We start from the raw sequence: 18,775 nt of genomic DNA on the forward strand, positions 1-18,775 counted from the left end.
CAAGCATTTATTTAGAGAAACCCCGGTTACTAGGTAGCCGGGGTTTTTTGCGTCTGGGGCTTAGATTTATAGTGCTTTGGCTTGTTCAGAGTATTATGCAAGATGCGTTTATGTTCTGATTTTTGTTATGATTGTCTGCTGATCATTCTCTATATTACATGTTTTTAATATCCATTTAGTTGAGATGGAATTCGAGTATTCTTAATGTTAAATATTGCTGCGTTTACATTTAAATATGATCATATTGAAGATCGTATTTTGATGGTAGGTAATCTGAGTAATGATCTACAGAGAGTTGATTTCTGGTTAACGCGTAAGCTTGTTCTACGCCTTTTATCTGCAGCGGCAGGGTTAATTGAAAAAACATCGAGTGATATTGCTGGAGCGCCGGTTCAGCTTAAGTCTGATCTTGCTCAGTTTCATCATGATAGTGCCCGTCAAGGACTGCAGGTTGATCGAGAAAGTGAGGACTTGCTTGCAGAAGACCCATCTCTATTATGTCGATTGGATGTAAGCCATCAAGCTGGGCGTTACCGTATATTGTTCTTTATTGGTGATGAGGAGCCTTTTGCTGCCAGTGTTTTAGCGTATGATGAATTACATCAGATGCTCTATCTTATCCATCGAGGGTCTTTAGCATTAGATTGGGGTGTGGATAATCAGTTATTCACTCCTGATGTTTCTACCTCTTCTATAACGTTGCAGTAATTTATGTATCCACCAAAACCTTTTGTTGCTCGCGGCTCTCGTGTTCTTCGCTGTCGATCCTGTTTATTAGCTGCTCATGTCTGTATTTGTGATTTTAAAATGTCCTATCAGTCAGAAGCTCAGTTCTTTTTGTTAATGCATCATAATGAGGGGTTTAAGCCAACTAATACAGGACGTTTAATTGAGGATTGTATTGCTGATACAAAACGTTTTGAGTGGTCTCGAACTGAGCCTTCTGATGAACTGATCCGTGCTATCACAGATCAGCAGTTAGATCCCTATATTGTGTTTCCTGAGGGGGAGGGCTATGAAGGGAGAATGGTGAAGTATGAGCCGAAAAAGGGAAAACGCCCAGTGTTTATCGTCTTGGATGGTACTTGGCGCCAAGCTAGAAGAATGTTTCGTCTTAGTCGATATCTAGATCATCTGCCGGTGATTGAGCCTGAGGTGGTAGCTTCCTCTAACTATCATTTGCGTAAAGCTGCTGTTGATGGACAGCTCTGTACGGCTGAGGTCGCTGCACTGATGTTGCAGCAAATTAATGATACTAAGGGGGCGGAGATACTATCGGCGTACTTTTCTATTTTTAATGATCATTATAAAGCGTCCCGTCTAAACCGGCCTTTAGATGATCATTCAGAAGCTAAAGACTTTTTGCGTAGGTTGAAGGCTGATTAGCTCTCCAGCCAGAATGTAACGGGCCCGTCGTTTATTAAGTGGACCTGCATGTCTGCACCGAAGCGGCCAGTTTCAACGATTGGGTGTAAGCGTTTAGCTTGTTCGATAAAGTAATTATAGAGTTCCTCGCCTAATTGCGGCGAGGCTCCTGCCGAAAATCCTGGTCGTAATCCCTTTTTTGTATCAGCAACAAGGGTAAATTGCGAAACGATAAGTAGCCCGCCTTCTGTTTGTTGAAGGTTAAGGTTCATCTTTCCCTCTTCATCTGAAAATACTCGGTAGGCCAAGATTTTTTGTAGAAGCTTGTCGGCTGCTTGGAATGTATCTTCCTTTTCAATTCCTAATAAAAGTAATATGCCTTGTTCTATTTTGCCGACAGAGCTGTCATTGATATGGACTGAGGCCGAACTTACACGCTGTATAAGTGCTTTCATTTCTATTATTAATCCCTTAGTTACGCGAGAGAAAGAGCGAAACTGTCAGTTGTTTTAATTAAATTGTCTGTAATGCCTTTTTCAAACGCGGAGTGGCCTGCATCTCGAACTATATGGAATTTTGAGTTAGGTAAATGATCATGGAGGGCTTGAGCTTGTTCTATAGGGCAGATGATGTCGTAGCGACCGTGGATAATTGTTGTGTTGATCTCTTTGATTGATTCGCAGTTATTAAGAATCTGGTTTTCGTCAATAAAGGCGTTATTAATAAAGTAATGGGCTTCAATTCTAGCCATGGCTAAGGCGAAGTGTGGGTCGCCAAAATGATCAACAATATCTGCATTTGGGTCAATTGTAGAGCAGCGGCCTTCCCATATTGACCAAGCTTTTGCTGCGGACATGCGGGCTATCTCATTATCCGAGGTTAAGCGTTTATAGTACGCGCTTAGCATATCGTGACGTTCAGCTGTAGGGATAGGGTGCTGGTACTCTTTCCAGTAGTCGGGGAAAATTGCGCTGGCGCCGCGTTGATAGAACCATTGGATATCTTGTTTTCGACATAAAAATATACCGCGTAAAATCAGCCCTAATACTTTATCGGGAAAGGCTTGCGCATACAGCAGACTGAGCGTGGAGCCCCAGGAACCACCAAATAGGAGCCATTGGTCGATGGATAGATGCTCTCTTATCTTTTCCATATCTTCCAGTAGCTTGTTTGTTGTATTTTCATGTAGCTCTGAGTGGGGTGTTGAACGACCGCAACCACGTTGATCAAACAATATAATTCGATACTTTTCAGGATTGAAAAATCGACGATGCGCTGAGCTTGTACCGCCGCCAGGGCCACCATGAATGAAAATAACGGGAATCCCTTTAGGGTTGCCGCTTTCTTCAATATAAAGGGTGTGAAGGTCATCTACTGGGAGATGAAGCTTATTGTAGGAGCTAATTTCAGGATACAGGGTGCGCATTGTGTCTCCGCTGTGTATTGCTGTATGTACAGCAGTATAAAGAGGAGAGGTTTGGCAATCTACGTTGAAATGAAAAAAAAGGCAGCCGATGTGGCTGCCTTTTAAATGCGAGGACTACTTATTTTTTAGAGCGTTTGCGCTCGTTTTCTTTCAGTAGTTTTTTGCGTAAGCGGATGAAGTTAGGTGTTACTTCAACTAGCTCATCATCTTCGATGAAATCCAATGCTTGTTCAAGCGTGAATCTAACCGGAGGAGTTAGCTGGATGTTTTCATCAGTACCTGACGCACGTACGTTGGTAAGCTGCTTACCTTTAATAGGGTTAACGGCTAAGTCATTACTACGGCTGTGAATACCTAGTAGCATACCTTCGTACACTTCAATGTTAGGTTCAACACAGAGGCGGCCGCGCTCTTGCAGGTTCCATAAGGAGTAAGCAAGTGCTTTACCGGTAACCATAGAAACAAGAACACCATTGGAGCGGCTTGCAACGTCACCGTCTTTTACCGGTCCGTAATGGTCAAATGTAGAGGTCATGATGCCGGTTCCTGATGTCATTGTCAGGAACTGAGAGCGGAAACCAATTAGACCACGGGATGGAATCATAAAGGTTAGACGAACACGTCCACCATCTACTTCCATGTTAGTCATATCGCCTCTACGTTTGCCTAGCTCTTCAATAATAGAGCCTTGATGTTGATCTTCAACATCAATCATTACATTCTCGTAGGGTTCTTGGATTTCGCCATCGATCTCTTTTTGAACTACTTCTGGTCGAGAAACACCTAGTTCAAAGCCTTCACGACGCATTGTTTCTATCAATACAGATAGATGTAGCTCGCCTCGGCCAGAAACTTTGAATTTCTCTGGCGTTTCGCCATCTTCAACACGAAGGGCAACGTTATGGATAAGTTCGCGTTCTAGACGTTCTTTAATGTTACGGCTAGTAACGAATTTACCATCTTGGCCTGCAAATGGAGAATCGTTTACCTGGAAGGTCATAGATACGGTTGGTTCGTCAACGCTTAGTGCTGGCAACGCTTCAACTTGATCTGGATCGCATAAGGTATCTGAGATGTTTAGTTCATCAATACCTGTTACGCAGATGATATCGCCTGCTGTAGCGCTTTCAACATCTACACGTTCTAGTCCATGGTAACCCATGATTTTTAGAATGCGTCCGCTGCGTATTTTACCTTCACGATCGATCACTTTAACTTGTGTATTGATCTTGATGGTACCTCGGGAAACGCGGCCTATACCTATAACGCCAAGATAGCTGTTGTAGTCTAGGGCTGAAACCTGCATTTGCAGAGGGCCGTCAATGTCAACCTTAGGTGGGTTAACATGTTCAACAACCGCTTCAAATAAAGGCGTCATGTCATCGGCCATTGCGTCAGGCTCAAGGCCTGCAATACCGTTTAGTGCTGATGCGTAAACAATGGGGAAATCAAGTTGTTCATCTGTAGCGCCAAGGCTATCAAATAGATCAAATACTTGATCTACAACCCAGTCTGGACGTGCACCGGGGCGATCGATCTTGTTGATAACAACAATAGGGCGAAGACCTTGGTCAAATGCCTTTTGTGTTACAAAGCGAGTTTGTGGCATTGGGCCATCTACCGCGTCTACCAAAAGGCATACACAGTCAACCATGGAAAGTACGCGTTCAACTTCTCCACCGAAATCTGCGTGTCCAGGAGTATCAACGATGTTGATGCGGTAGTCGTTCCATTTAATGGCTGTATTTTTTGCCAGAATGGTAATGCCGCGCTCTTTCTCCTGATCATTGGAGTCCATGATGCGCTCAGTACCTTCATCACGACGACCCAATGTGCCTGATTGGGAAAGCAGCTTGTCAACCAGAGTCGTTTTACCGTGGTCAACGTGCGCAATGATGGCGATATTTCTTAGCTTTTCAATCACGTGTGTATACCTGTGAGATATTTTTTTGCGAATGCGGAATTATACGGATTTATGCAGAAAATACCGCATATTTCTTAGACAAAAGAGACTAAAAGTGTGTTTAAGGATCAATAAGGGGTGATGATCATCAATCTCTGGGTGGATCTGTATCTAAAACTCGTGTTTGCACTAGGTTTTTGCGTATCTGTTGGAGTATGATTGTGAAAGCAAGAATCATAGTGGAAGCTCAGTTTAATTGTTATTTGCACCAATATGGCGCATATCGTGTTGCGAACGGCTTGTTTTGGTGCGTCTGACTTTTGGTTGTTTCGCTGTAATGCCAGTAATTTCGGGAAGCTTATAGTGGTAGCTTTTTGGTATATTACTTGCTTGAATTCTCGCTGATTTTATAATTCTGATTTCTCAAGGCTGAACTAAATATCGGCCTGGTAATTACAAAGTGGAGAAAGTCACATGTCAGAGAAGACTCTGAATCTGATCAAAGAAAGCGAAGCTAAGTGGATCGATATGCGTTTCACTGATTCTCATGGTAAAGAGCAGCACGTTACTATCCCAGTTTCCGACATGGGTGATGACTTCTTTGAAGAAGGCAAAATGTTCGATGGTTCTTCCATTTCTGGTTGGAAGGGCATCAATGAATCTGACATGATTCTTATGCCTGATGACAGTGCATCTGTTCTAGATCCATTCTCTGAAGCAACGACTGTTATTGTTCGTTGTGATATCGTTGAACCTGCTACAGGTCAAGGCTATGAGCGTGACCCACGTTCTGTTGCTAAGCGTGCAGAAGAGTACCTAAAGTCTACAGGTATTGCTGACACTGCTATGTTTGGTCCTGAGCCAGAATTCTTCGTATTTGATGCTGTTAAGTGGCACGCTGATATCAGTGGTTGTGGATACTCTATTGAATCTGAAGAAGCATCTTGGTCTTCTAGCCATAGTATTGAAGGCGGAAACACGGGTCACCGTCCACGTGTTAAAGGTGGTTATTTCCCAGTACCTCCAATCGATTCCTTGCATGATTTACGTGGCGCTATGTGTGACGCGATGGAAGCAATGGATCTTCATATTGAAGTACATCACCATGAAGTAGCGACAGCGGGCCAGTGTGAAATTGGTGTAGGTCCAAACACGCTTACAGCTAAAGCTGATGAAGTGCAGATTCTTAAGTATTGTGTACATAACGTTGCTCATGCTTACGGAAAAACAGCTACATTTATGCCTAAGCCACTTGTTGGTGATAATGGTTCTGGTATGCACGTTCATATGTCTCTTTCAAAAGATGGCGTTAACTTGTTTGCTGGTGATGCCTATGCGGGCATGAGCGAAATGTCGCTTTACTACATTGGCGGTATTATCAAGCACGCTAGAGCGTTGAATGCGTTGACTAACTCATCAACTAACGCCTACAAGCGCTTAGTGCCTGGTTTTGAAGCGCCTGTAATGCTTGCGTACTCTGCACGTAACCGTTCTGCGTCTATCCGTATTCCTTACGTGACAAATCCAAAAGCACGTCGTGTAGAAACACGTTTCCCTGATCCATCTGCTAACCCATACTTATGTTTTGCTGCATTGATGATGGCTGGCCTAGACGGTATCCAGAATAAGATTCACCCTGGCGATGCTGCAGATAAAGATCTATATGATCTACCGGCAGAAGAAGCTGCTGAGATTCCAACAGTTGCTAGCTCTTTAGAAGAAGCGCTTAACGCTTTGGATGAAGATCGTGAATTCTTGACTAAAGGCAACGTGTTTACTGATGACATGATTGATGCTTTTATCGCGCTTAAGCGTGAAGAAGTTGAGAAAGTGAACATGACAACTCACCCAGTTGAATTTGACCTATATTACTCTGTATAAGTTAAATAATTGCTGAAAAAAAGCCTCCCTTGTGGAGGCTTTTTTGTTTCTGGCTTTTTGGCGGAGTCTTTTGTAGAGCATTTTTATGGGAGAGGCTTTTGATAAAGGTGACTGAAGGAGTGGTGAGTGTAGGCGAAAATGACTCAGTATATTTGTTTGCACTAATGTAGTGCGTGTTGCATTATCTAGGCTAGACTTATAATGATTTAGATATAGTAATGGTGCGTCCTGCGGCTATTTTTTTGTATTAATTCAAATTGGTTTGCTTTTTGCAGTAGTAACCTTACGGATATTGAGTGCAGGCTAATGGCAAAAATAGAGTTACATAAACAGATTTTGGAAAACCTATCCACCGCAGTTGTTTTGTTGGATGAAAGTATGGTGGTTGAATATGCGAATCCGGCGGCTGAAATGCTGTTGGAAGCAAGCATGCGCCGTTTGAGCCAACTTAATATAGCTGAATGGTTTTCTTTGTGTACGGTGGAGCAGAAGGATTTACAAGAGTGTTTAGCGACAGGCCATCCATATACCCATAGAGAAGCGAAAATTGTTACTTTAAGTGGTGCAACACTCACTGTGGATTATAGTATCAATCCCTTGATTACGCCTGAAGGGCAGCAATTGCTAATCGAAATTGAGTCAAGAGATCGCTTGATGCGTATTGAGAGGGAGGAAGACCTTCTGACTCAACATGATACAGCTCGCTCTCTAGTGCGAGGGCTGGCACATGAAATTAAAAACCCTTTAGGGGGGATTCGTGGTGCTGCACAGCTACTTGAACGTGAGCTTCATGATCCTAGTCTACATGATTATACCCATGTCATTATTGAAGAAGCCGATAGGCTTCGTAATCTAGTCGATCGTCTATTGGGGCCGCGAAAACTCCCTAATATGAAGATGATTAATATTCACGCTATTTTAGAAAGGGTTTGTCACCTAATTGAAGCTGAAACTAAAGGTGAGATTCTCCTTCAGCGGGATTACGATCCAAGTATTCCAGAATTTACGGGCGATGCGGAGCAGTTAATTCAAGCTATGCTTAATATTCTGCGTAACAGCATGCAGGCAATACAAAGCGCAGATGTGGATGTGCCTACCATCAAAATTAGAACGCGTGCTTTTCGTCAAGTAACCTTAGGTGCTGAGAAGCACCGTTTGGTTTGTAGTGTCGAAATTATTGATAATGGTCCCGGTATTCCGGAAGAGATCCTCAGTAAAATATTTTATCCCATGGTGAGTGGGCGCGCTGAAGGAACGGGGCTTGGGTTATCAATTGCTCAGTCAATTATTAATCAGCATCAAGGGCTAATTGAATGTGAAACACGCCCTGGTGAAACCAGATTTCAACTATTAATCCCTTTGGAGCTTAACAATGAATCTACCATGTAAAATTTGGATTGTTGATGATGATAGGTCTATTCGTTGGGTCCTAGAGAAAGCGTTATCTGCCGAGGGTTTGTACACTGAAGCTTTTGAAACTGCGGATTCTCTACTATCAAGATTAAGTAAAGATACACCGGATGCGATCATTAGTGATATTCGTATGCCTGGAACGGATGGCTTGCAGATGCTAGAGCGTATCCAAGAAAGTCATCCAGAAGTGCCTATCATTATTATGACTGCACATTCGGATTTAGAGTCAGCTGTCGCTTCCTATCAAGGTGGTGCCTTTGAATATCTACCAAAACCATTTGATGTAGATGATGCCGTTGCATTGGCGAAACGAGCACTTGCTCATGCGATAGAGCAACGCCAGCAAGTTGCGGAGCAGGTATTAGAAGATAATACGGAAATAATTGGAGAGGCGCCTGCAATGCAGGAAGTCTTTCGTGCTATTGGGCGATTGTCACAATCAAATATTACGGTTCTTATTAATGGTGAATCGGGTACAGGTAAAGAATTGGTAGCCCATGCTTTGCACAAGCATAGTCCAAGAAGAGAGCGACCTTTTATACCTTTAAATATGGCCGCTATTCCTCATGATCTTATTGAATCAGAGTTGTTTGGTCATGAAAAAGGGGCTTTTACTGGTGCAGCTGCAGCACGCCGTGGGCGTTTTGAACAGGCGGATGGTGGCACGCTGTTTCTGGATGAGATCGGTGATATGCCAGCAGATGCGCAAACTCGATTGTTGCGAGTATTAGCTGATAGTGAGTTTTATCGTGTAGGTGGCCATACCGCAGTAAAAGTTGATGTACGTATTATCGCTGCGACACATCAGAATCTGGAAAAGCTAGTTGAAGAAGGGCGTTTCCGTGAAGATCTATTCCATCGCCTAAATGTGATCCGTGTTCATCTGCCTACCTTGTCCCAGCGTAGAGAAGATATTCCTCGTTTAGCGAGGCATTTCTTAAAAACCTCTGCTGAAGAGCTAAGTGTAGAGCCTAAAATCCTGAATGCTGATACAGAAAGCTATATATGTAATCTTGCTTGGCCAGGTAATGTTAGGCAGCTTGAAAATACTTGCCGTTGGTTAACGGTTATGGCAACAGGTCGCGAAGTATTGATTGATGATCTGCCGCCAGAACTAATGGAGCAGGCGGGCGGAGAGCCAATTGCTGGAAGTAATTGGGAGCAGTCGTTGAGGAATTGGGCGGATCAGCAGCTCAGTCTAGGGCAGCGGAATTTGTTAGATTCAGCCGTTCCTGCATTTGAAAAAATCATGATAGAGACTGCCTTGAAGCATACTGCAGGACGTCGACGAGATGCCTCAGAGCTACTCGGTTGGGGGCGTAATACCTTAACTCGTAAAATTAAAGAGCTTGGTATGGATGATGAGAAAGGTGACTCTCAAGAGAGTGCGGCTTAGGCGCTCTGCATAAACACTTATCTCATTCGTAGTTTTCTATATAATCCCTGCACCTTAATTGTTGCGGGGATTTTTTTATGTTTGATATTGCAGTTTGTTCCCCTGAAGTAATAGATTGATATTCTGCTACTCATTTGAAATGAATGGTCCGAATGGCGTAGAGCACTTTTTTATCAGTTAGGGCAGTTGAAACATATGTATTCGAGATGGCTCCTGTCTTTGTCTAACGCTACACTAGGGCTGGGTTCTTAATTAAAATTTTAGAGTTACAACATGTCTAATGAAAACAGTTCGGCCAGCATATCCGATATAGATCCTCAGCATCGTACAATCGGTTTACATGTTGTACTTTTTGAACCGGAAATTCCGCCGAATACAGGCAATATTATCCGTTTGTGCGCTAATACAGGTTGTAACCTTCATCTAGTTGAGCCTTTAGGGTTTGATATTGATGATAAGCGTTTACGTCGCGCGGGCTTGGATTATCATGAGTTTGCGGCATTGAAGGTTCATAAAGATCTTGAAAGCTGCTTGGCTGAGATTCAACCGCGAAAAGTGTGGGCGCTGACGACTAAAGGCAGTCGTACGCATGTGGATGCAGACTTTGCTGAAGGGGATGTGCTGTTACTTGGGCCAGAAACTCGAGGCTTACCTGTTGATGTGCGTGAATCCTTACCAGCAGATCAGTGGATTAAACTGCCAATGATGGCTGACAGTCGTAGTCTTAACCTGTCTAATGCCTGTGCTGTAGTTGTATATGAGGCTTGGCGTCAGTTAGGTTTTTCCGGTGCCGTGGACGCTTAATCAGCTATAGTTGTTTTATACAGTCTTGGGTGGAGTTGCTCTATGCAGCATGCTTTTATTTTTACTAAAATTGAGTCTTATATGGCTGAGTGCGAAGGTCAGGTTTTTCGTCTTGGTCTGCTCGATTATCGTAACCGCGATATTTCAATACTGGGCACTGCTGAGCAACAGATTAATATCATGGCTATTCAAAATCAGGTATTTCCTATTGTTGTTCTATCGGATCAGATAGACATTAGCGGTGATGAGCGGATAGATATACCTGCTACCGCTTTAGTTAGTATCGTACCTATTGCAGCGACGGCTATGCAGGGTGTGATTGACGCGGGTAAAGCGGAAGAGATTCTTCAAAGTCTTTCTTTAAAATCATGTTAAAATGCGAAATTTGGCCAATTTATAAGCAATAGTTGAGTGCTGCTGGGTTTTTTCATGATAAAACGCATCCTATCTTTTTTTACGCTAATAATACTGTGTGTCCCATTACCGGTGGCGGCAGTTAATGATGATGTTAAAAGCCTGTGCCAAGCGGTGGGGCGTAAATTGGCAAGTGTTTCTGAGAAGGAGTGCTTAAGTCATCAATATAATGAGCCTCGTTATTTTTCCGTTAACGGCCATGCGATCTTAGAAACTCATTTTCCTGCCCGTGATGGGAATGAAGGTGCACCTCGTATTTTATTTATTGGCGGGATTCATGGAGATGAATATTCCAGTGTGAGTGTCACCTTTAAATGGCTGAATACGCTTCATAAACATCATAGTGGTAAGTTTGATTGGTATTTTTTACCTGTCCTTAATCCTGATGGTTTATTGCAGCGTAAATCTACCCGAGTGAATGCCAATAAAGTCGATTTAAATCGTAATTTTTTACCGGCACCAGAATTCCCAGAACCCTTAGTGCATTGGCAAAAGCAAGCTAAAAAGCGACTACGTTACTATCCGGGGCATCAGCCTTTAAGTGAGCCAGAGAGTCGTGTGATACATGAGCTTATTGATAGTTATAAACCTACAGTCATTGTGTCGGTACATGCACCTCACGGTATTCTTGATTTTGATGGTGGAATTCAACCGCCGAGAAAGCTAGGGCCTTTGCACTTGCGTCAGTTGGGTACTTATCCGGGTTCTTTAGGTAACTATGGTTGGTTTGTGAAAAATATTCCAGTCGTGACTATTGAGCTTCCTTACGCAGGGATTATGCCGAAGAAAAAAGATATAGATAAAATGTGGACAGATCTTGTGGGTTGGCTTAATTATAAAGTTAAGCGTAAAGCAGCAGCTGTCGCAACAGCCAAGGGTGAGATTGGATTGTAAGAGCGGGACTGATGATACTGCTAGGTACTATTTTGTTAGATATAAAAAAAGAGCCGTAATTTTACAATTAGGCTCTTTTTTTTAAGCGTGCTAAAACTTAGTGCTGCGCTTCAGATGCTTCTTGCTGTGCTTGAGCCATCTGTTGAGCATATAAAGCATCAAAGTTAACAGGTGCTAGCATTAGTGCAGGGAAGCTGGCTTTGATAACCATTGCATCGATAGCTTCACGTGCATAAGGGAATAGAATGCTAGGGCAGAATGCGCCAAGAGTATGGTGCATCTCTTGCTCACCTAAGCCTGAAACAGCAAAGATACCGGCTTGTTGTAGTTCAACCAAGAAAGCCGTTTTCTCATCGTTTTTAACAGTTACTGTTAGCGTTAATACAACTTCAAATGCATTTTCACCCACTTGATTTGTTTGGGTGTTCATCTCTAAACCAACTTCTGGCTTCCATGGGCTCATGAAAATTTCAGGTGAGTTAGGCGATTCAAAAGAAGCGTCTTTAATGTAAACTCGCTGAACCGCAAATTGTGGTCCCTGTCCTTCTTGTGCTGCTGTGTTCTGTTCGTTATCGGCCATGTTAGTTCCTTTGCGTTTTATATTTAGTTGGCGTTTATCAATGCATCTAATTTGCCTTGGCGCTCAAGGGCAAATATTTCATCGCAGCCACCAATAGGCGTATCACCAATGAAAATTTGTGGAACGGTACGACCGCCGCTTAATTCGGTCATCTCTTGGCGCTTAGCTTGATCGCCATCCACTTTTATTTCTGTGTAGTTAATCTCTTTGTGTTCAAGTAACTTTTTGGCGCGAATACAAAATGGGCACCACTTTGTTGTATAGATAGTTACATCTTTCATATTATTTACTTTTTATTATAGGAAGGCTTTGACTCTTCCATTCAGTCATACCGCCAGATAGGCGAACCGCATTTTCAAACCCTGCTGTTTTTAACTTACGCGTCGCGCTACCGGCTGCTTGGCCTAGATTGCATACGACTATAACAGGGCGTTGCTGGTATTTGGAAAGCTCATCAATTCTGCGATCAAGATCTGCAAGAGGGATGTGCTTCGCACCAGTAATATGGCCAGTAGACCACTCTTTTTTAGGGCGAATATCTAGAACGACAGCATTTTCTTTATTAATGAGGCTAGTTGCTTGAGCAGGAGTGACAGCCTTGCCTGATTTACTGCGCTCATAAAAAAGGAACATGCCTAGCGTTAAAACCCAAGCTGCAACCATAAGAGGGTGGTTGCTGATAAATTCGATAAATTGGTCCATTACGTATCCAGATGAGGCCACTTAAGTTAGGGCCGATAAAAAACTAAGGATGCTATTGATCCACTAAAAGTGGGCAATAGTATACCTTGCGTTTTTTGACGGTATAAGGGGAGATGTAGAGGAAAGTGTCGAATTTTGATTATTTATTGCTTTCCTCTTGTTCATTCATGGCGTTGTTGGGGCTTTCACAGTAAAATTATGAGCCATTTTATTATCGTTAATTACAGAATTTGGCAGATATGACACAAAAGCGCGCAACGAAAGCACTGATTATTCTTGATGGTTATGGCGTTGAAAGTTCAGAGTCGTCCGCTATTCAAGCAGCGAATACACCTGTTTGGGATAAGCTGCTATCAGATAATCCTAACTCAAGAATTCAAACATCAGGTTTAGCGGTCGGCTTACCTGATGGCCAAATGGGTAATTCTGAAGTAGGTCATATGAATATTGGCGCTGGGCGAATTGTTTATCAAAACTTCACTCGCATATCTAAAGCGATAAATGATGGTGATTTCTTTGATAATAGCGCTTTAACTAAAGGTATGGACGCTGCTATCTCTGCTGATAAGGCCGTGCATATTCTGGGCTTACTGTCCCCTGGTGGCGTACACAGTCATGAAGAGCATATTTTAGCCTTGGCTGAGATGGCCGTTAAGCGTGGTGCGAAGCAGGTATATATACATGCCATCTTAGATGGTCGTGATATGCCGCCACGTTCTGCTAAACCATCCATTGAGCTGACGAAGGCTAAGCTAGCTGAATTAGGTGTTGGTGCTATAGCTTCCGTAGTCGGGCGTTATTACAGCATGGACCGTGATAACCGTTGGGACCGAGTGCAGTTGGGTTATGATGCAATGACATCAGATAAGGCTCCTTGCAAAGCCTTGAGCGCATTAGACGCGTTAGCTGATGCTTATGCGCGTGATGAAAATGATGAGTTTGTTCAGGCGACAGTGATTACTGATAAGCAAGGATTGCCGGTGGGTGCTATTAGTGATGGCGATACGGTTATTTGTGCTAATTTTCGCCCCGACCGTGCACGTGAAATTACCCGAGCGTTCACTGAAGGTAGTAGCTTCGCTGGTTTTGAACGTGCTAAACATCCGCAATTATCTAGCTTTGTAACTTTGACCCAATATGCAGCCGATATTGAGGCTGACTGTGCTTATCCGCCGCAAAAAATTACCAATGATATAGGTGAATATCTATCTGGATTAGGTAAAACTCAGCTTCGTATTGCTGAAACTGAAAAGTATGCGCATGTAACGTTTTTCTTTAATGGTGGAGAAGAGGATAAGTACCCTGGAGAAGATCGTATCCTAGTGCCTTCCCCCGATGTTGCTACTTATGATTTACAGCCAGAAATGAGTGCTCCTGAAGTGACTGCTAAATTGGTTGAAGCGATTAAAAGTGGTAAATATGATCTGATCGTTTGTAACTTTGCTAATGGCGACATGGTTGGGCATACAGGCAAGTTTGATGCAGCAGTGAAGGCGTGTGAGGTTGTGGATGAGAGTGTGAAGCAAGTACTCGCAGCCTTAGAAGAGGTGGGCGGTGAAGCCTTAATTACAGCAGATCATGGTAATGTTGAATTAATGGTGAACCCCGAGACTGGGCAGCCTCATACCTCCCATACTAATTGGCCTGTTGCGCTTATCTATGATGGACCAAGGAAAAATAGTTTAACCTTATCGGATGGGGCATTATGTGATTTAGCTCCGACCATATTGGCGATGATGGATCTTGAAAAGCCTGCAGAGATGAGCGGCAATTCATTGGCATCGTTTTAAGTTGTAACTGAAAAAAGGGATAAAATATTATCCCTTTTTCTTTAGAAAATTATATGTTGCGCGTTCTCGTTCTTCTTAGTTCGTTGGTCTGTTTTGGACTACTTGCTTCGGCTCTTCAAGCAGCTGACAAGCAAGTTTTGACTGAAAAACAGATTAAACAACTTTCCTCTCGAATCTCTTCGCTACAAAAAAATATGCGTCAGCAGGAGGGAGAGTCTCGTCAATTGAGTGACGAACTGAGAAAAAGTGAGGTTGCTATAGGTAAACTTGCTCGCCAAATTCAGGTTTTAGATAAGCAGTTGAGCGGCTTAGGTGAGCATGCTGAAGATTTAGAAGAGAAAAGGGATACTCTGAAGGCAGAACTGAAAAAGAGAGCTGACCTGATCGAACAGCAGGTGGCTCAGCAGTATAAAATGGGTAATCAAGCTCGGTTACAGTTGCTGCTGACACAGCGAGATCCGGAAACCTTGGATCGAATGATTCGCTATTATGATTTTATAAATGATGAACTGCGTAATGATATGCAGGCGTTTACAAAAAAATTAGCTTTACTTAGTGGTACAGAGCGCGAGCTGACCGAAACTGAAAAGAAGATGGTCTTAAAACGTGATGAATTGAAGAGCGAAGTGACTGCGCTTCGGGCATCAAGAAGTCAGCGGAAAGAAACTTTAGCGCAGTTGCGTAAAACCCTTTCGTCAGATGAGCAGCAGCTTAAACAACTCAAATTAGACCAAAAAAGATTGCAGGCGGTGCTGCGTGAAATTGAGAAGAGTCTTAATTTTTCGAGTTTAATTAAAGATGATAAGAAGTTTTCTCAGCTTAAAGGTAAGTTGCCTTGGCCGTTAAAAGGTAAGGTTAAGCAGACTTTTGGCTCTGTCCGTAATAATATCCGTTATGATGGTATATGGATCAATGCTAATGAAGCCGCGCCGGTTAAGGCTATACATCATGGTCGAGTTGTTTTTTCGGATTGGTTGCGCGGGTATGGTCTAGTGTTGATCATTGATCATGGTTCTGGCTATATGAGTCTTTACGGTTACAACCAGAGTTTACTGCTTGAAACAGGTGATTGGGTTTCCGTGGGTGATACTGTTGCAACTGCTGGTAATAGCGGTGGCCATGAAGCAAGTGGGCTCTATTTTGCTATACGTTACAAGGGTAAGCCAAGTAACCCTCAGCGTTGGTTAAGTCGATAATTGATAAGGGAATGGATTATGAAGTCAGTGTTTATGTCTGGCGGGTTAAAAAACAGTCTTATAAGCATAGCTATGAGCGGATGTTTGTCATTATCTGTCATTGCTGCCGAAGCGCCTGTTCCTGATACTGAAGAAGTTAAAACCGAAAAAGTTTTGCCACTTGATGAGTTGCGGTTGTTCACTGAGGTTTTTCAGCGAATCAAGTCTTCCTATGTAGAGCCTGTTGATGATGCGCAATTATTAGAAGATGCATTGCGCGGCATGATTGCTGGTCTTGATCCCCATTCCGCTTATTTAGAACCAAGCGAATTTGAAGATTTGCAAGCTCATACAAGCGGTGAGTTTGGAGGCCTAGGTATAGAAGTTGGAATTGAAGATGGTTTTGTCCGTGTCATTACACCGATCGATGATACACCTGCACAGAGAGCGGGAGTTAAAGCGGGAGATCTAATTACTAAGCTTGATGATCACGCTGTGCAGGGGATGGATCTAAGCAAAGCTGTAGAGTTAATGCGCGGCAAGCCGGGTAGCAAAATAATTTTAACTGTAGTGCGTCAAGGGGAAGATAAACCCCTTGAGATTGAAGTAATACGGGATGTGATCCAAGTTGCCAGTGTTAAAAGCCGGATGCTCGATGACAATATAGCCTATTTGCGCGTATCACAGTTTCAGGTCGATTCAGGTAAAGAGGTTAATAAACACCTTAAGCGCTTAATGAAAAATGATCTAAAAGGGGTGGTTCTGGATTTGAGAAATAATCCAGGGGGCGTGCTTCAGGCCGCTGTTGATATTGGTAATACTTTTTTAAATGATGGGTTGATTGTTTATACCAAAGGGCGACTCCCTGATTCTGAACAACGTTTTGGCGCAACGCAAGATACATTAGTACCCGATCTGCCGATGGTTGTATTGATTAATGGAGGCTCTGCTTCAGCTTCAGAAATTGTCGCAGGTGCGCTGCAAGATCAAAAACGGGCGATTATTATGGGGTTGCCTAGTTTTGGTAAAGGTTCAGTTCAAACGGTACTGCCGTTGACCAAGGAGCGTGCACTAAAACTGACTACTGCTCGTTATTACACGCCTGCAGGGCGTTCGATTCAAGCGCAAGGTATTAAGCCTGATATAGAGGTAAAAGATGCGGATATTACTCTACGGGATAATGGCCCTGAATATTTGAAAGAAAGAGATCTCAGTGGTCATTTAGAAAATGGTGATGAGGGTAAAACTGATAAGTCTGGTGCTGATGTGGCAGGGCTTGCAGCTCAGGATTATCAACTTTATGAAGCGCTGAATCTGTTAAAAGCTCTAGTGATCGTCCAGAAGTAATGATGGGCTTCGTTAATAAATTATTGGTTCTGTTTTTGCTGACATCGCCTATAGGTTTTGTCAGCAATGTGGTAGCGAATCAAGTATTTACTAATGAAGACCCCGTTATGGTTATTATTATTGATGATATTGGGGATAACAAAGAGAAGGGGTTGGCGGCCATAAAGTTGCCAGGGGAGATCACTTATGCATTTCTTCCGCATACCCCTTATTCTTTTGAATTGGCTCAAACTGCTTATGGTTTAGGTAAAGAAGTTATTCTTCATGCGCCTATGGAGAATAAGGCAGGGCTGCGTTTAGGACCGGGTGCACTGACACAGCAACATAGTTTGCAGCAAGTGAATCAGATTTTAAATAAAGACTTAGATTCAATACCTCATGTTGTAGGTATGAATAACCATATGGGTAGCCTTTTAACGGAAGATCGACAGAGAATGGATATTGTTATGTCGGTTATACGTGAAAGGAATATGTTTTTTATCGATAGTTTAACAACGCCTAATACAGTAGCTTGGAAGCTTGCTCATGAATATAAGATTCCCTATTTGATTAGGGATGTTTTTTTAGATAATCAGCCTCATCGTGCTTATATTCATAACCAGTTTAAGCAGGCCTTGAGCTTAGCTGTTACACAGGGCCATGCTGTTGTCATAGGTCATCCTTACCCTGAAACTATCGCTTACTTATCTGAAGTTATTCCGATCTTGGCAGAGTTAAATATTAAATTAGTTTCTGCTTCTGAACTTTTGAGCTTACGCTCCCAAACACGCCTAATGATCAGTCCGCCCAAGGTTGATCAACCTTGCGATAGTAAAGAGGGGCATTGTGTGTCTATGCCTGTCGCTATAAAACATTAGAAAGAATTGACGTGCCATCTACGATGAGCTTGATGCCTACGAGCATCGTCAGTGCTTCAAATGCTCGCTTTACCAGTTTGTTTCCTTGGGTAATGGCTAAATGCGCTCCTAAGTATGAGCCTGCTGTTGCGCCTATAAGCAGTGCGGCAAGCCAATCCCAGCGGGGAGCTTGCTGGAGCGAAACCGTAAGTGCACCAGTAGAGTTCCAGAAAAGGCCGACTAATATCAGAACGTAAGTTACCGCTGTTTTGTATTCTAGGCCGAACCAGCGCACTAACCAGATTGTGACAAAAAGTCCTGTTCCGGAGGTTAGCGAGCCGTTTAGCGCGCCGATAATGAAAAGGACTAAGCCACCAATAATCATGCCTCGGCGGTTTCTATTTCGGGGCTCTTCAGTCAGCCCTAAAGATTTTTGCAGTAGGGAATAGATGCCTAAGCCTGTTGTTAGAATGCCTAGGCTGAGAATAGTCCAGCCTTCAGGAATTCTTAAGATTATGTCTGCCCCAAGTATTACGCCGGGTAAGCCGCATAAAAGAATATATCCACAGAAACGATAATCTAAATGTCCCTCTTTCATATGACGCAGCGTTGCACCTATACCTAAAGCGACACTGGCTATTTTGTGAGTGGCGAGTGCTGTGCTAAAGCTAAGTCCTAAAAAAAGCAGGACGGGGAGCTGGAGTAGCCCTGCGCCTCCGCCGGCCATGGCTGACAGAGTGTTGGCCACTAAAGAGAGGAGCAGCAGAGTGCTTTGTTCTAAAAGTATGTCCATGAAATATGTTTATTCTAAGATAGGGTCGAGCGCTAACTGGAATAAAAAAGGGAGAT

General features: G+C 43.1%; 19 protein-coding genes. 12 read left to right on the plus strand and 7 right to left on the minus strand.

What is annotated here, in order from left to right; all coding sequences use genetic code 11:
* The first annotated feature begins 204 nt into the window (after positions 1–204).
* Together Q4486_RS15105 and Q4486_RS15110 are read left to right on the plus strand one after the other, a co-directional pair.
* Positions 205–708, plus strand: coding sequence for a hypothetical protein (locus Q4486_RS15105; protein ID WP_303519993.1), 504 nt, complete (start codon positions 205–207; stop codon positions 706–708).
* Between the two features lie 3 nt (positions 709–711).
* Complete coding sequence (locus Q4486_RS15110) at positions 712–1,386, plus strand: tRNA-uridine aminocarboxypropyltransferase (RefSeq protein ID WP_303419581.1); 675 nt, start codon at positions 712–714, stop codon at positions 1,384–1,386.
* Here the strand turns inward: Q4486_RS15110 and dtd are convergent.
* The 3 genes from dtd to typA all read right to left on the minus strand — a co-directional run bounded on the left by dtd (position 1,383) and on the right by typA (position 4,715).
* Positions 1,383–1,820: a D-aminoacyl-tRNA deacylase gene (dtd, locus tag Q4486_RS15115; protein WP_303419584.1), complete on the minus strand. Its 438-nt coding sequence runs from the start codon at positions 1,818–1,820 to the stop codon at positions 1,383–1,385. The two genes, Q4486_RS15110 and dtd, sit on opposite strands and share 4 nt — an antisense overlap.
* Positions 1,821–1,840: 20 nt before the next feature.
* Positions 1,841–2,791 carry a prolyl aminopeptidase gene (gene pip / locus Q4486_RS15120; protein WP_303519995.1) on the minus strand — a complete coding sequence of 317 codons (951 nt, stop codon included), beginning with the start codon at positions 2,789–2,791 and terminating at the stop codon, positions 1,841–1,843.
* A 118-nt stretch (positions 2,792–2,909) separates the two neighbouring features.
* Positions 2,910–4,715 (minus strand): translational GTPase TypA, encoded by a 1,806-nt coding sequence (typA, locus tag Q4486_RS15125; RefSeq protein WP_303419588.1) that lies wholly within the window; start codon positions 4,713–4,715, stop codon positions 2,910–2,912.
* A 453-nt stretch (positions 4,716–5,168) separates the two neighbouring features.
* On the opposite strand from typA, the gene glnA reads away from it, so the two are divergent.
* From glnA to Q4486_RS15155, 6 genes are all read left to right on the plus strand, one after another.
* Positions 5,169–6,575 carry a glutamate--ammonia ligase gene (glnA, locus tag Q4486_RS15130; RefSeq protein WP_303419591.1) on the plus strand — a complete coding sequence of 469 codons (1,407 nt, stop codon included), beginning with the start codon at positions 5,169–5,171 and terminating at the stop codon, positions 6,573–6,575.
* 306 nt (positions 6,576–6,881) lie between these two features.
* Positions 6,882–7,964, plus strand: coding sequence for a nitrogen regulation protein NR(II) (gene glnL / locus Q4486_RS15135; RefSeq protein WP_303419594.1), 1,083 nt, complete (start codon positions 6,882–6,884; stop codon positions 7,962–7,964).
* Positions 7,948–9,384 carry a nitrogen regulation protein NR(I) gene (gene glnG, locus Q4486_RS15140; protein ID WP_303419597.1) on the plus strand — a complete coding sequence of 479 codons (1,437 nt, stop codon included), beginning with the start codon at positions 7,948–7,950 and terminating at the stop codon, positions 9,382–9,384. The genes glnL and glnG overlap by 17 nt, the downstream gene beginning before the upstream one ends.
* Positions 9,385–9,657: 273 nt before the next feature.
* On the plus strand, positions 9,658–10,188 hold the full coding sequence (trmL, locus tag Q4486_RS15145; protein WP_303419599.1) for a tRNA (uridine(34)/cytosine(34)/5-carboxymethylaminomethyluridine(34)-2'-O)-methyltransferase TrmL: 531 nt from the start codon (positions 9,658–9,660) through the stop codon (positions 10,186–10,188).
* 42 nt (positions 10,189–10,230) lie between these two features.
* Complete coding sequence (locus tag Q4486_RS15150; RefSeq protein ID WP_303419601.1) at positions 10,231–10,563, plus strand: hypothetical protein; 333 nt, start codon at positions 10,231–10,233, stop codon at positions 10,561–10,563.
* 54 nt (positions 10,564–10,617) lie between these two features.
* The gene (locus tag Q4486_RS15155) at positions 10,618–11,496 is read left to right on the plus strand and encodes a M14 family zinc carboxypeptidase (RefSeq protein WP_303419603.1); all 879 of its coding nucleotides are present in this window, start codon (positions 10,618–10,620) and stop codon (positions 11,494–11,496) included.
* A gap of 97 nt (positions 11,497–11,593) precedes the next feature.
* Here the strand turns inward: Q4486_RS15155 and secB are convergent, their stop codons facing one another.
* Genes secB through Q4486_RS15170 form a run of 3 tightly spaced genes read right to left on the minus strand, consistent with a single transcriptional unit; the run spans position 11,594 to position 12,778 of the window.
* Entirely contained in the window at positions 11,594–12,076 is a 483-nt protein-coding gene (gene secB / locus Q4486_RS15160; RefSeq protein ID WP_303419605.1) for a protein-export chaperone SecB, read from the minus strand.
* A 23-nt stretch (positions 12,077–12,099) separates the two neighbouring features.
* Positions 12,100–12,357: a glutaredoxin 3 gene (gene grxC, locus Q4486_RS15165; protein WP_067869325.1), complete on the minus strand. Its 258-nt coding sequence runs from the start codon at positions 12,355–12,357 to the stop codon at positions 12,100–12,102.
* Between the two features lies 1 nt (position 12,358).
* Entirely contained in the window at positions 12,359–12,778 is a 420-nt protein-coding gene (locus Q4486_RS15170; protein WP_303419609.1) for a rhodanese-like domain-containing protein, read from the minus strand.
* A 239-nt stretch (positions 12,779–13,017) separates the two neighbouring features.
* Between Q4486_RS15170 and gpmI the strand changes: the two genes are divergently transcribed.
* From gpmI to Q4486_RS15190, 4 genes are read left to right on the plus strand one after another with little or no spacing between them, the layout of a single operon-like run.
* Positions 13,018–14,568 (plus strand): 2,3-bisphosphoglycerate-independent phosphoglycerate mutase, encoded by a 1,551-nt coding sequence (gene gpmI / locus Q4486_RS15175; protein ID WP_303519996.1) that lies wholly within the window; start codon positions 13,018–13,020, stop codon positions 14,566–14,568.
* 53 nt (positions 14,569–14,621) lie between these two features.
* The gene (locus tag Q4486_RS15180; RefSeq protein ID WP_303519998.1) at positions 14,622–15,764 is read left to right on the plus strand and encodes a murein hydrolase activator EnvC; all 1,143 of its coding nucleotides are present in this window, start codon (positions 14,622–14,624) and stop codon (positions 15,762–15,764) included.
* 18 nt (positions 15,765–15,782) lie between these two features.
* Entirely contained in the window at positions 15,783–17,090 is a 1,308-nt protein-coding gene (locus Q4486_RS15185; RefSeq protein ID WP_303520000.1) for a S41 family peptidase, read from the plus strand.
* A 2-nt stretch (positions 17,091–17,092) separates the two neighbouring features.
* A complete protein-coding gene (locus Q4486_RS15190; protein ID WP_303520001.1) occupies positions 17,093–17,947 on the plus strand; it encodes a divergent polysaccharide deacetylase family protein in 855 nt (284 codons plus the stop codon).
* Here Q4486_RS15190 and Q4486_RS15195 read toward each other — a convergent pair.
* The gene (locus Q4486_RS15195) at positions 17,934–18,719 is read right to left on the minus strand and encodes a sulfite exporter TauE/SafE family protein (RefSeq protein ID WP_303520003.1); all 786 of its coding nucleotides are present in this window, start codon (positions 18,717–18,719) and stop codon (positions 17,934–17,936) included. The two genes, Q4486_RS15190 and Q4486_RS15195, sit on opposite strands and share 14 nt — an antisense overlap.
* Between the last annotated feature and the right edge of the window lie 56 nt (positions 18,720–18,775).

This window comes from Neptuniibacter sp. 2_MG-2023, assembly GCF_030547495.1.
GTDB lineage: Bacteria > Pseudomonadota > Gammaproteobacteria > Pseudomonadales > Balneatricaceae > Neptuniibacter.